This is a genomic window from candidate division WOR-3 bacterium (assembly GCA_029858255.1).
GTDB lineage: Bacteria > Hydrothermota > Tepidihabitantia > SM23-42 > SM23-42 > SM23-42.
The window spans coordinates 51,693-63,735 of sequence record JAOUFJ010000014.1 but is presented as its reverse complement, the minus strand read 5'-3'; the positions used below and the strand labels follow the sequence as shown (position 1 = coordinate 63,735).

The 12,043-nt window shown below is 47.7% G+C and carries 12 protein-coding genes; 9 read left to right on the top strand and 3 right to left on the bottom strand.

Going from position 1 to position 12,043, the window contains the following annotated elements; all coding sequences use genetic code 11:
* From OEV79_07540 to accC, 9 genes are all read left to right on the top strand, one after another.
* On the top strand, positions 1-223 hold a 223-nt coding region (locus OEV79_07540), incomplete at its 5' end, for an FtsW/RodA/SpoVE family cell cycle protein (protein ID MDH4211286.1).
* 196 nt (positions 224-419) lie between these two features.
* Complete coding sequence (locus tag OEV79_07535) at positions 420-1,481, top strand: type IV pilus twitching motility protein PilT (protein MDH4211285.1); 1,062 nt, start codon at positions 420-422, stop codon at positions 1,479-1,481.
* A gap of 2 nt (positions 1,482-1,483) precedes the next feature.
* A complete protein-coding gene (locus tag OEV79_07530; GenBank protein MDH4211284.1) occupies positions 1,484-2,551 on the top strand; it encodes a type IV pilus twitching motility protein PilT in 1,068 nt (355 codons plus the stop codon).
* A gap of 2 nt (positions 2,552-2,553) precedes the next feature.
* Positions 2,554-4,632 carry an ATP-dependent DNA helicase RecG gene (recG, locus tag OEV79_07525; protein MDH4211283.1) on the top strand — a complete coding sequence of 693 codons (2,079 nt, stop codon included), beginning with the start codon at positions 2,554-2,556 and terminating at the stop codon, positions 4,630-4,632.
* Positions 4,633-4,643: 11 nt separating this feature from the next.
* Positions 4,644-5,609 (top strand): DUF4837 family protein, encoded by a 966-nt coding sequence (locus OEV79_07520; GenBank protein ID MDH4211282.1) that lies wholly within the window; start codon positions 4,644-4,646, stop codon positions 5,607-5,609.
* Positions 5,610-5,653: 44 nt separating this feature from the next.
* Entirely contained in the window at positions 5,654-6,928 is a 1,275-nt protein-coding gene (locus tag OEV79_07515) for a hypothetical protein (protein MDH4211281.1), read from the top strand.
* Positions 6,925-7,365, top strand: a complete 441-nt coding sequence (accB, locus tag OEV79_07510; GenBank protein MDH4211280.1) for an acetyl-CoA carboxylase biotin carboxyl carrier protein — start codon at positions 6,925-6,927, stop codon at positions 7,363-7,365. Before OEV79_07515 ends, accB begins: the two co-directional genes overlap by 4 nt.
* Positions 7,366-7,384: 19 nt before the next feature.
* Positions 7,385-8,503, top strand: a complete 1,119-nt coding sequence (locus OEV79_07505) for a PilT/PilU family type 4a pilus ATPase (GenBank protein ID MDH4211279.1) — start codon at positions 7,385-7,387, stop codon at positions 8,501-8,503.
* 34 nt (positions 8,504-8,537) lie between these two features.
* The gene (accC, locus tag OEV79_07500; GenBank protein ID MDH4211278.1) at positions 8,538-9,875 is read left to right on the top strand and encodes an acetyl-CoA carboxylase biotin carboxylase subunit; all 1,338 of its coding nucleotides are present in this window, start codon (positions 8,538-8,540) and stop codon (positions 9,873-9,875) included.
* 69 nt (positions 9,876-9,944) lie between these two features.
* On the opposite strand, the gene OEV79_07495 is transcribed toward accC, so the two are convergent.
* From OEV79_07495 to OEV79_07485, 3 genes are read right to left on the bottom strand one after another with little or no spacing between them, the layout of a single operon-like run.
* Entirely contained in the window at positions 9,945-10,679 is a 735-nt protein-coding gene (locus tag OEV79_07495; protein ID MDH4211277.1) for a protein-L-isoaspartate(D-aspartate) O-methyltransferase, read from the bottom strand.
* 37 nt (positions 10,680-10,716) lie between these two features.
* The gene (locus tag OEV79_07490; protein MDH4211276.1) at positions 10,717-11,019 is read right to left on the bottom strand and encodes a roadblock/LC7 domain-containing protein; all 303 of its coding nucleotides are present in this window, start codon (positions 11,017-11,019) and stop codon (positions 10,717-10,719) included.
* Positions 11,016-12,029, bottom strand: a complete 1,014-nt coding sequence (locus OEV79_07485) for a tetratricopeptide repeat protein (GenBank protein ID MDH4211275.1) — start codon at positions 12,027-12,029, stop codon at positions 11,016-11,018. Before OEV79_07485 ends, OEV79_07490 begins: the two co-directional genes overlap by 4 nt.
* Between the last annotated feature and the right edge of the window lie 14 nt (positions 12,030-12,043).

The window sequence follows — 12,043 nt, the reverse complement described above, 5'->3', positions numbered from 1 at the left end:
CCTGGCAAAAGAAACGCGCAACCGATTCTCGAACATATTTGTTAGCGGGGTCATGATCTGGATCGCCTACCAGACATTCATCAATATCGGCGTGACCATGGGTCTGCTACCGGTTACCGGAGTACCGTTACCATTCATAAGCTCGGGCGGTTCTGCCCTTCTCGCGTGTTTCATGGCGATCGGTATATGTCTCTCAATCTCAAAAACCAAGATGGCCTACTAAGTTTTCAATTAAGACCTCCGGTGAATGGATTCATGCTACTTGCTTAATGTCGATACTCTCGTAAGAATTACAGAGATTTTTCTTGACAGAATATGGTAAATCGACTATTATTGTGGAAATATATCAATATGATCTACAATAGGAGCATGAATCTGACTACAAATATCACGGAAGCTACATCAAGGTCAACGAATCCATGACCGGCAAGCTCGATATCAACACACTCCTGGAACAGCTGGTCCTTCAAGAGGGCTCTGATCTACACCTGCGGCATGGAGAGCCACCCCTTTATCGTATCAACGGTGCCCTAGTGAAGACAGACTACCCTAATCTCGCTGACAAAGATCTGGAGATGCTTATCATGGGCATAATGAACCCGGTGCAGCAGAAGATATTCGCGGAACAACTCGAATATGACATGGCATATGAGATACCAGGTGTCGCGCGCTTCCGAGTCAACTGCTTCAAGCAAATGAAACATATCGCCGCCGTCATGCGGACAATACCCATTAAGATCAAGACAATCGATGAACTCAACTTGCCGAATGTCTTCAAAAGGATTGCACAGCTACCGCGGGGACTTGTGCTGGTAACCGGTCCCACCGGAAGCGGGAAATCGACGACACTGGCCGCGATCATCGAATATATCAACCAAAATTTCCGGAAACATATCATCACTGTCGAAGACCCCATTGAATTCCAGCATCGAGACAAGAACTCAGTAATAGAACAACGTGAAGTTGGCATTGACACCAACTCCTACAGTGAAGCCCTGCGCAGAATAATCAGACAGAATCCGGACATCATCCTTGTCGGTGAGATGCGTGACCTCGAAACCGCTGCCGAGACGATCACGGCAGCGGAAACCGGGCACCTGGTGTTCTCAACACTTCACACAATTGATGCCGTCCAGACCGTAGACCGAATCATCGACGTTTTTCCACCCACGCACCAGCAACAGATACGCCTTCAGCTTTCCATGACTCTGCAGGCGGTAGTTACCGAAACCCTGCTCCGCCGGAGAGATAATGCCGGCAGGATACCGGCATTCGAGGTCATGGTTTGCACACCCGCGATCAGAAGTGCGATCAGGGAATCAAAGACGCATCAAATATTCACCGCAATTCAAACCGGTGCTCGTATGGGAATGATTACCATGGATCAATTCCTCAAGAATCTTTACCGCGATGGACTAATCGACCGTGAAGAAGCTCTCGCGCACTCAACTCGACCCGAAGAATTCAACACGGGAATCTGAAGATGGCCTCAATACATGAATTGATGAACGTACAAACGCAGCAGGATGCTTCTGATCTGATCCTAAAGGTCGACACGCCTCCGATCATACGCGCCAACGGGGACCTCCTCAATCTAAAACACGCGGCCATGACCGCTTCAGAGATCGAACACAGTATCTCCGAAATCCTCACTGAAGCACAGCAGAAGGAATTTCAGGAACACAAGGAAATTGATATCTCGTATGAACAACCCGGTGGTGCACGATTCAGGATCAATGTCTTTCGGCAACAGGGTGCAGCCGGCATGGTCCTTCGAGCGATACCATCTCGCATACCAACACTCGAGGAATTGGGTTTTCCGTCGGTCCTCAACAACCTCGTACTGCGTCCACGGGGACTGATCATAGTTACCGGCCCTTCCGGATGCGGAAAGTCAACCACTCAAGCCGCGCTGATTGACTACCGGAATAATAATGATCCGTGCCACATCGTAACCGTTGAAGACCCCATCGAATTCATCCATAAGAATAAGAAAGCGTTGGTCACCCAGCGCGAGGTTGGACGCGACACGCACTCGTTCGCTAATGCGCTGAAGTTCGTATTGCGACAGGACCCTGACGTCATACTCGTCGGTGAGATGAGGGACCTTGAAACAATCGCACTCGCCATTACTGCCGCGGAAACCGGCCATATCGTTGTAACAACGCTGCACACCTCAGATTCGGTTTCGACGATCGACCGCATGATTGATGTTTTCCCACCTCACCAACAATCACAGATAAGAATGCAGTTATCACTGAACCTGCTGTGTGTAGTATCACAGAATCTCCTGAAACGTTCCGACAATAATGGCAGGGTCGCTGCCTATGAAATACTGATCGCCACACCGTCGGTCAGAAATCTAATACGCGAAGCCAAAACGCATCAAATAGCATCGACACTTCAAATATCACAACAACAAGGCATGATCGCATTCGATACCTGCCTGGCAAATTTCGTAAAAAGAAGAGTAGTAACAAAAGAGGAGGCGTTACTCAAGGCTCTGAAATTCGACACCTTCATGAAAGAAGTAGAATCGCTCTCTAAATAATAGTGGCTAAGAAAACATACCTCCATCTCGACAGTCCTGTCCAATACATAAAGGGCATTGGACCCAAGCGCGCCCTCTATTTTACCAAGATCGGCGTCGAAACGGTTCAAGATCTAATGCGGCTGGTACCCCGCAGATATGTCGACTATTCCACCGTCATGAATATCCGTGATGCAAAGATCAATGATGATGCTACTTTCATCGGCAAGATCCAGGCGATCGAAGCCCGCCGGACCAGAAGACGGATGAATTTGATGACGGTTCTGCTTCGTGACTCGACCGGTTCCATCGTCATAAAATGGTTCAACCGTCCAGATTTGAGAAAAAGATTCAAGGTCGGCGATTCGATACTGGTATCAGGCAAGATCACTTTCTACCGTTCCCATCAACTCATCAACCCTCTATATGAAATCATCGGTGAGGAAGAAAACGAACAGCAGAAAAAAGGAGCAATAATCCCCATCTATCCCCTGACTGAAGGATTGAGCATCTGGGATATCCGCAGGGCAGCAAGGGTAGCGCTGGATGAATGCCTCAACGAAGTCAAGGAGACTTTGCCCCTATTTTTGATCGAGAGAAATGAGCTGCTGCAACTTCACCGCGCGATGAGATGCCTGCATTTTCCAGATGACTTAGAAGAAGCAAAGGCAGCACGCAAGCGGCTCGTATACGACGAATTCTTCTTCTTTGAATTGACACTCGCGCAGCGGAAGGCAAAATCGCATGACCGGACGGGTATTTCGTTTGAGGAAAAAGGTATATTAACCAAGAAGTTCATGCAAGGTCTGCCGTTTACGATGACACCGGGGCAGGCTAAGGTTCTGCAGGAAATCGTTGCCGACATGCGACGTGGCAAACCAATGAATCGATTACTGCAGGGAGATGTGGGATCAGGAAAAACAGTTGTTTCACTATATGCGATACTCGTAGCCATCGAGAACAAATATCAGGCAGTGCTCATGGCACCGACCGAGATATTGGCAGAACAACACTATCTTGTTCTGCAGGAGCTACTCGCGTGCATCGGTATAAAACCATATCTCTTGACCGGAAGCATAAAAGGGAAGGACCGTGACCTCATCCTTAATGACATCGCCAGCGGCAAGGCAGAATTGGTGTTGGGAACGCACGCACTGATCGAAGAAGAGATCGCATTCAAAAAATTGGGACTGGTGGTTGTCGATGAACAGCACAGATTCGGCGTTATGCAACGCGCCGCGCTCGTAAGCAAAGGTGCTAATCCCGATTTTCTTATCCTCTCTGCCACGCCCATCCCGAGAACTCTTGCACTGACGCTATACGGCGACCTCGATATATCGATCATAAAAGACAAACCGCCAAAAAGAGGTGAAGTAATCACCAGGATTGTGAAGTCCAAGGAAAAACGTTCAACATTTGCCTTCATAAGAAAAATCCTGGCACAGGGCTACCAGGCTTTTGTTATTTGTCCGATAATCGAGAAATCTACTGCAACTGAACTGAGGTCGGTGCAGGAAGCAACCGAGGAGATAAGAGCGGCATTCCCTGATTTCTCGGTGGGCATCATCCACGGCCGTCTGAATACGCCGGACAGAATGCAGATCATGAACGATTACAGGCTCGGCAGGATTGCGATACTCGTGGCAACGACCGTCGTCGAGGTTGGCGTAGATATTCCCAATGCTACGATCATGATAATCGAGCACCCGGAGCGCTTCGGACTTGCCCAACTGCACCAACTCAGAGGGCGCATTGGTAGAGGCGCACAGCAATCCTACTGTTTCCTCATACTGAGCCGGTATTTACAGACGGATACTTACGAACGCGTTGAGTTCTTCGCAAATAATAACGACGGATTTGCCCTTGCTCAGAAGGACATTAAACTGCGCGGCCCCGGAGAAGTCCTCGGTAAAAGGCAGCACGGCCTCCCCGATATCAATATCGGCGATCTGGAGGATGACCGAGATCTCCTATTCAAATCCCGCGACGATGCCTTCGAGCTGATAAGACAAGACCCTGAGCTGGCACTTGCTGAAAACCAGGTAGCCAGGACACAATTAGAGGATCTGGCAAAGAAAGCCGAGCTTCTCCGCATCGGCTAGAGGAGGTAATTATGAAACAGAGGTGTTTTCTTGTTATTGTAATAATTCTAATGAGCCTGATGTGCGTACGATTGAAACGGAGCATCGGCAAGAGCAATGAAGTGATCGTCATATCGCCAAAGATTCAAAAAGAACTAGTTACCGAAAACGTTCAATTGTATAACTACGTACCCCAGAAGGAAGGTGTATTTGATTTCATTTTTGTAAGTGACACTATGCTGGACGCCTATAAGTATCATCATTCCATCTTGCTCTGCGGCACGCTTGAAGATGAATTCATACAGATAATGCTCAACGAAGAAGCCCGTCTCCAGACCGAGAAAGATACCTTCATACTCTTTAAGAAACCCGACATCTGGGCAAGGGGCCAGCTAACGGTAATCCTTGCCGTTCGCGATATCGAATATTTTGAAGAAGCTTATGCAAAGTACGGACAATTGATCGCACAGACTCTGGAGGAGAACTATTACCTGCGCGTCAAGACAAATCACTATATCGCCGGCGTGAGTGAAAAGATGAAAGACAGGCTAAAGAAATACGGTATTTCGATCGACATAAGTGATTCATGGCTCATCGATTCGACCCACCAGGATGAGAATTTTATCTTCGTCCATACACATTTCCCAGACCGAAGTCTATTTGTCTATAAAGAAACAAGACCCCAAATCCTGGATGGCTCATTTGCACTGGCAAAACGTGATTCGCTCGCAAATAAATACTATAACGGCGACTACATACTAAAAGAGCTCACAGTGTCCGAACCGATAGAATTCGCTGGATTCAAGGGTATACGACTCAGGGGTGTCTGGCAGAATGATTCCCTGGTCGCGGGCGGACCCTTTCTAACATACTTTCTCGCCGACAAAGACACTCTCTATGTGATTGATGGTATAGTTTTCAATCCAGGGGAACGCAAAACAGATTACCTCACCAAAATGGAGGTAATAATGAACTCCTTTAATCTAATTCGTTCTTGACAAATTATTTATTATGTATAAGATAAGTTATACTAAGGAAAGAGATGAATGAACTGGATTTTTCTGAAATAGCAAAGCTGAACGAAAAATACAACAAGGATCCAAGATCCAGGATTTTCGTACAGCTGGCGGACTGCTATCGGAAGAATAACATGATCGATGAAGCTCTGGATGTATTGAACAAAGGGCTTGAATATCACCCGCAATATCCGGTCGCCCACCTTGTGCAGGGTAAGTGTTATTTTGACAAACGGGCTTACATCCAGGCTAGAGATGCATTTGAGAAAACAATTGCCTTCGACCCGAATAATATCGTTGCTCTGCGCATGCTGGCAAAAACATGCGAGATACTGAAAGACGAAAAGGGCCAAATTAACGCATATAAGAACATCATCGGTATTGACCCCCTCGATACGAACGCGAAAGAAAAGCTTACCATGCTCGAGGCTTTGCAGCGTAAGGAACCGCTCTACACAGTCGCCATGGCCGAGGAGTACGAAAAGCAGGGGGATCTCGACGAATCCCTGAAGATATATGAGAATCTCCTCTATACCGATCCGAGCGATCTAATGCTGAAGCAGAAGGTCGCCGAACTAAAGAAAACGATCAGCGAGAAAAAAATAAAAATCGAAGAAGAAAAAATTGAAGAAATGCAGGTTGAGCCAGTCTTCAAAGCCACGGATCTGACGGATGAAAGTGTCGCTGAGCCAGAAAAAGCACTGCCGTCCGAGGAACAGAAGCAACAAGATTCAGTCTCGGGCACAGAAGAAGGAATCCAGAGTCTGGAGGACTTCTTGGTGGAGGAGCTAGAACAAGCTGCTGAGAAAGTGGCAGCCAAGGATACTACGGAACTACCTCCCAGCGAAGAGTCAACATTGCCCGCCCAGGAGATGCCCGAGCCAGAACCTGTCGTATCGACTGAAGATTCGAAAAGCGTAGCCAGAGAGCCCGTGCAGGATACCGCAGGACCTCCCGCAGCTGAAGAAAGACAGGATGACACTGACAAGGCGGTTGAAATGTCTTTTGGCGAAATCATGCTAGAAAAGAACACGACACCGGAAAAAGAACCCGCAATATTCGAAGAAGAAATCGAACCGCCAACGGCGGCCGAAGAGCCAGCAAAGCCCGACGAAACTATGGAATCCCAGACTACGGCATCCACGGAGCCGGTTTTGGAAAAGAAAGATGAGAAACCAACACAGGAAACCGTGCCGCCGGAAAAAGCCGAAGAACGCGAAGAGAAAATCGAAGAACCAAAGAAACCTAAGGAAGAAGACTTCAAGTCATTCCAGGAATGGCTTTCAGGATTGCTTAAATGAGACTAAAGGAAATCGAAAAACTGGTGAGAATTCTCGAAAACAGTATCGTCTCCGAGATTGAAATAGTTGATTTCTGGGGCAGAAAGACGAAGATAAAAAAAACCGGTGAGGAAAGTGCCACAGTGAAATCAGCACAACCACTGGTCCGTGACCAAAAAACAGAATTGGAGCAAAAAGCGGAGCCCGCAGGAAAAGAATTCGCGTCTATCCGGTCGCCGATCGTTGGTACGTTCTACCGTTCCCCGGCACCCGACGCGCCGCCATATGTCGAGGTAGGTGATATCATAAAACCAGGGCAGATTGTCTGCATCGTCGAGGCAATGAAACTAATGAATGAGATCGAATCAGATCTGGCCGGTAAGGTGGTGCAAATACTTGTAAAGAATGAGGACCCGGTTGAATATAATCAGGAAATAATGCTGATCGAACCGTTATAGTATACCGAGGGAGATTATCATGGAACTAAAAACGCTGCTTGAAAAGATGGTCAAGGTGAACGCTTCAGATATTCATCTGAAAGCCGGCTCGCCTCCGGTGTTCAGAGTTGACGGCAAACTTGCGGAGGAAAAGGGTGAATCCCTCACTCCCGAAAGCTTGAAGGCAATGGCATACCAGATCATGACGCCAACACAACAACAGATGTTCGAACGGATGAAGGAGATGGATTTCGCAATCGGCGTCCGTGGCGTCGGTCGATTCAGGGTGAATGTCTTCCTGCAAAGAGGAAGTATTGCCATAGCGATGCGTGCAATTCCTATGTCGGTCAGGAGGATCGAGGAATTGAATCTGCCTTCGATCTTGAAAGACCTATCACTCAAGCCGCGAGGTATGATACTCTGCACGGGTACAACCGGAAGCGGTAAGTCAACAACTCTGGCGGCGATGATCGAACATGTCAATGAAAATGTCGCAAGACATATCATCACGATCGAAGACCCTATCGAATACCTTTTCCGGGATAATCTCTCGATAGTCTGCCAGCGTGAAGTTTTAATGGATACCGTATCGTTCTCGGTAGCCCTGAAGCACATCATGCGCCAGGATCCAGATGTGATACTGATCGGTGAAATACGTGACCGGGAGACAATGGATGTTGCTTTAAAAGCTGCCGACACAGGGCATCTCGTCCTTTCCACGCTTCACACTCTGAACGCGACAGAGACAATCAACCGTATCATTTCTTTCTATCCACCCCATCAGCACCAGCACGTAAGGGTCTTACTTGCGGCAACCCTTATCGGCGTGATTTCCCTCAGGCTGCTGCCACGGGCCGACGGCAAAGGCCGTATTCCTGCCGTCGAAGTCCTCGTCGCGACACCCACGGTGAAAGATTATCTGATGGATCCGGTCAAGACCCTACTCATCCAGTCAGTAATCGAAGATGGAGTCGGCCAGTACGGTATGCAGACTTTTGACCAGGCAATATTCAAATTGTATAAAGATGGCTTGATCTCGTACGACGATGCCATACAAGCCGTCACAAATCCTGATGAATTCAAACTTCGGCTCGTCGGCATCGAACAGACTGCAGAACGGGGCTGGGGACAGTTCGAGAAAAAAGACAAAAGCAAATAAGCATTTATCATCGGCAACTCCTGAGTACAAATAGATGAGATTCGAAAAAATTGTCGTTGCTAATCGGGGCGAAATAGCGCTGCGCATCATACGGGCAGCACACGAGCTTGATCTCAAGACGGTTGCCGTATATTCTGAGATAGACAGCGAATCGCTGCACGCCCGCCTGGCCGACGAGGCAGTATGTATTGGGCCTCCGCCAAGCAGAGACAGCTACTTGAACATCACTAGAATCATCAGCGCTGCCGAGATTACCGGAGCAAAAGCCATACACCCAGGTTATGGTTTTCTTGCCGAAAATCCTGAGTTCGCAGAAATATGTGAATCCTGTGGTATTACCTTTATCGGTCCTAAGGCCGATCACATCAGAGCCATGGGAGACAAGATCAAAGCCAAAGAAACAATGGAAAAAGCCGGGCTCCCTGGCATTCCCGGCAGCCACGGTAGCATAGAAAGTGTGAAGGATGCACGCAAATTATGCAAGGGTCTTGGTTTTCCGGTGATATTGAAGGCCGCAGCAGGAGGTGGAGGAAAGGGTATGCGGATTGCCCGTGATGAGGAAGAACTCGATGCAGGCTTTCGTATCGCCCAGGCGGAAGCCAAAGCTGCGTTTGGCGACAGCCGAGTCTATCTGGAAAAATTCATACAAAAACCAAGGCACATAGAGGTACAGATTCTTGGTGACAACCGCGGCAAAGTGGTTGCGCTCGGGGAGCGCGAGTGTTCGATTCAACGGCGCCATCAGAAACTGGTTGAAGAATCTCCGTCTCCGGTGGTCGATGTACAACTGCGGGAGAGACTTCAATCTTCAACTCTGCATGCGGCTCAGAGTATCGGGTACCGATCTGCAGGAACGATCGAATTCCTTATGGACCAGGAAAAAAACTACTACTTCATGGAAATGAATACTAGAATACAGGTTGAGCATCCAGTTACCGAAATGGTAACCGGCATAGATATCGTCAAAGAGCAAATCAAGATCGCGAATGGAGAAGAAATCGCTTTCAATCAGCAGGATGTCGAATTACGCGGCCACGCGATCGAATGTCGTATCAATGCTGAAGACCCGGAACGTAACTTTGTGCCCGTCCCGGGCAAGATAACTTTTTTCCATATGCCACAGGGCATTGGAATCCGGTTCGACACCCATATATATGCCGGACATGTAATCCCGAGCCATTACGATAGTCTTATCGGTAAGCTCATTTGTCACGGTAATTCAAGGGAAGAAGCAATTGCGAGGATGAAACGGGCACTTGAAGAAATCGTCATCGAAGGCATCAAGACGACAATTCCGTTTCACCGCAAAATAATGAATCACCCAAAATATCTGTCTGGCGATATCTCCACGAATTTTATCGATGAAATGTAGTCTTTATCCTCTTTGCGCTGCTGGAATCAGACCCGCCAGCCGGTAATGTTCGGAGCTGGCACTCAGGAATTACTGTTCTTCGATCAAACCCTTCATTGGAACAAACCGTACCGGTATGATTTCCCTCTTTTCAAGAGCACCAGCCATTTTCCTGTAAAGAGTCAACATCTGAAAATCATCACCCAGCGGCAGGATCAATCTGCCGCCTTCAGCGAGTTGCAGAACCAAAGGTTCGGGCAGTTCAGACGGTGCGCAGGTGATGATGATCGCATCAAAAGGTGCCTCTTCAGGCCAGCCAAGAAAACCATCACCGTGTCTTACATGAACATTCCTATATCCTAACGAGGCCAACCGGCGTGCCGCCGAATCCGCGAGAGAAGCGATGATCTCTATTGTAAACACATCTTTGACCATCAGTGACAGAATAGCCGCCTGATATCCTGACCCGGTACCGATTTCAAGAACCCGATCGGTTGCCTTCAATTGCAGTTCATCCGTCATCAACGCAACAACGTAAGGCTGTGATATTGTCTGATCTTCGCCGATCGGCAAAGGATAATCTCCGTAAGCTAATTTCTCAAGACTCTCTGGCACAAATTTGTGGCGCTCAACTTCGAGCATGGCATTGACCAGTCGATCATCCTTGATACCACGACCCTTGATCTGGTTGTAGACCATATCCTTTCTTGCGAGTACGTCCCAGGAGACTTCCTTCTTGTTGCTTTTTGCAGCACAATCGATCACACTAAGGATAATGAAAATGAGAACTGTAGCAAAGATATTAGTGCGTACTAAAACCTGCATAGGCAAATTCTTATGATGACCGCAGAAAACTCCCCGTTCAAGTCATTTTGTTCAACCTGATTTTCACCAGGCCAACATTAGCATCTTTGTGACATATGACAAATACAATACCCTCCCCGATCTCTTTCAGAAAAAGAACATTGTCCTTGGTATAGATCACGGCAGATGCCTCTTCCACGCTGAGATTGTTCTTTATTCGGTTGACTACCCGTGCAGCAATGGCACCGAGTCTCTCTGTATCATACTCATACGTCGACTGCCCCTCAATGATAAAACCATCCTCACCGACCAATCCAACACCGAGCACCTTGGGTATTTTCGTGAACTCTTCTAGTTTCATCCTAATATCTCCTCAATCTCTTCGATGATCTTACGGGCATAGACAAAAACCAAGCCTGGTTTTGCCTCAACTTTTGTGATGACGATCAACAAAGAATCTCCTACCGCCATGACGCATATTGTTTCATCTGGTTTTTCTATGATGCACCGAGTCAGACCACCCCGTTTTAACATTCGAAAAGCTTCGTCAACATCGAGACAAATCCCTGCTATTGAAGCACATATTACCTCTACATCGCTGTCATCTCTGGTGTAGTTCTTGATCAGCAAACCATCCTTGGTTGCAATGAAGACGCTCTTTACATTATCGAGAGCCAGTAGTCTCTCAACCGGTTTATCAAGTGCTTCTAGCGGAACGCTTTCGGTCCTGGTTTTTTTCTCGGGAAGTTCTTGAACGAAAGATTCAATGGTGAGTTCTTCGCCAGTCTCTTTTTCTGGAACAACTTCCGGAGGCTCAGTCGGCAATTCTACTTCACGCTCTGCCCCGATCGGTTCCGAAATTGACACTTCATCCTGCGTGGCCGCTTCCGGTTCCGAGGGCAAAATAACTTCATGAATAACCTCTTCGACCTCAATAGCCTCTGGTTCTCCTGACTCGGCTGGCACGGCCGGTTGAACTTCGGCCTTGGGCGTGAAATCGGGGATCAATTTCTCCAAGGCCTGCAGAGCCTCGGTGTTCCCATCATTGATCTTCAACGCTGCTTCGTAGAATTTCTTTGCCTTAACATTATCGCCCATTTTGAAGTAACTATGCCCAAGGTAGAGATTTGCGCTCTCATCATCCTTGATGTCTTCATATATCATCTCAAGGGTTTCGACGGCTTTATCAAATTCGCCCTTCAGGTAATATGCACGACCGAGTATTACTTTCGCCAGTTGGTAATTCGGGTTACGCAGGAGGCCATCCTTCAATATTGAGATCGCCTCGTCGATCATACCTGATGAAATGTATACATCAGCAAGCGTGGCGAAAATCAAAGCTCCCGAATCAACCCTCAATTCATCAGCCATCTCATCTCCTCAAT

Bases quoted from the DNA above. Each gene is read 5' to 3' on its own strand.
- OEV79_07535 (MDH4211285.1), top strand. From the start codon at position 420: ATGACCGGCAAGCTCGATATCAACACACTCCTGGAACAGCTGGTCCTT.
- OEV79_07530 (MDH4211284.1), top strand. From the start codon at position 1,484: ATGGCCTCAATACATGAATTGATGAACGTACAAACGCAGCAGGATGCT.
- OEV79_07520 (MDH4211282.1), top strand. From the start codon at position 4,644: ATGAAACAGAGGTGTTTTCTTGTTATTGTAATAATTCTAATGAGCCTG.
- OEV79_07515 (MDH4211281.1), top strand. From the start codon at position 5,654: ATGAATGAACTGGATTTTTCTGAAATAGCAAAGCTGAACGAAAAATAC.
- accB (MDH4211280.1), top strand. From the start codon at position 6,925: ATGAGACTAAAGGAAATCGAAAAACTGGTGAGAATTCTCGAAAACAGT.
- OEV79_07505 (MDH4211279.1), top strand. From the start codon at position 7,385: ATGGAACTAAAAACGCTGCTTGAAAAGATGGTCAAGGTGAACGCTTCA.
- accC (MDH4211278.1), top strand. From the start codon at position 8,538: ATGAGATTCGAAAAAATTGTCGTTGCTAATCGGGGCGAAATAGCGCTG.
- OEV79_07495 (MDH4211277.1), bottom strand. From the start codon at position 10,679: ATGCAGGTTTTAGTACGCACTAATATCTTTGCTACAGTTCTCATTTTC.
- OEV79_07490 (MDH4211276.1), bottom strand. From the start codon at position 11,019: ATGAAACTAGAAGAGTTCACGAAAATACCCAAGGTGCTCGGTGTTGGA.
- OEV79_07485 (MDH4211275.1), bottom strand. From the start codon at position 12,029: ATGGCTGATGAATTGAGGGTTGATTCGGGAGCTTTGATTTTCGCCACG.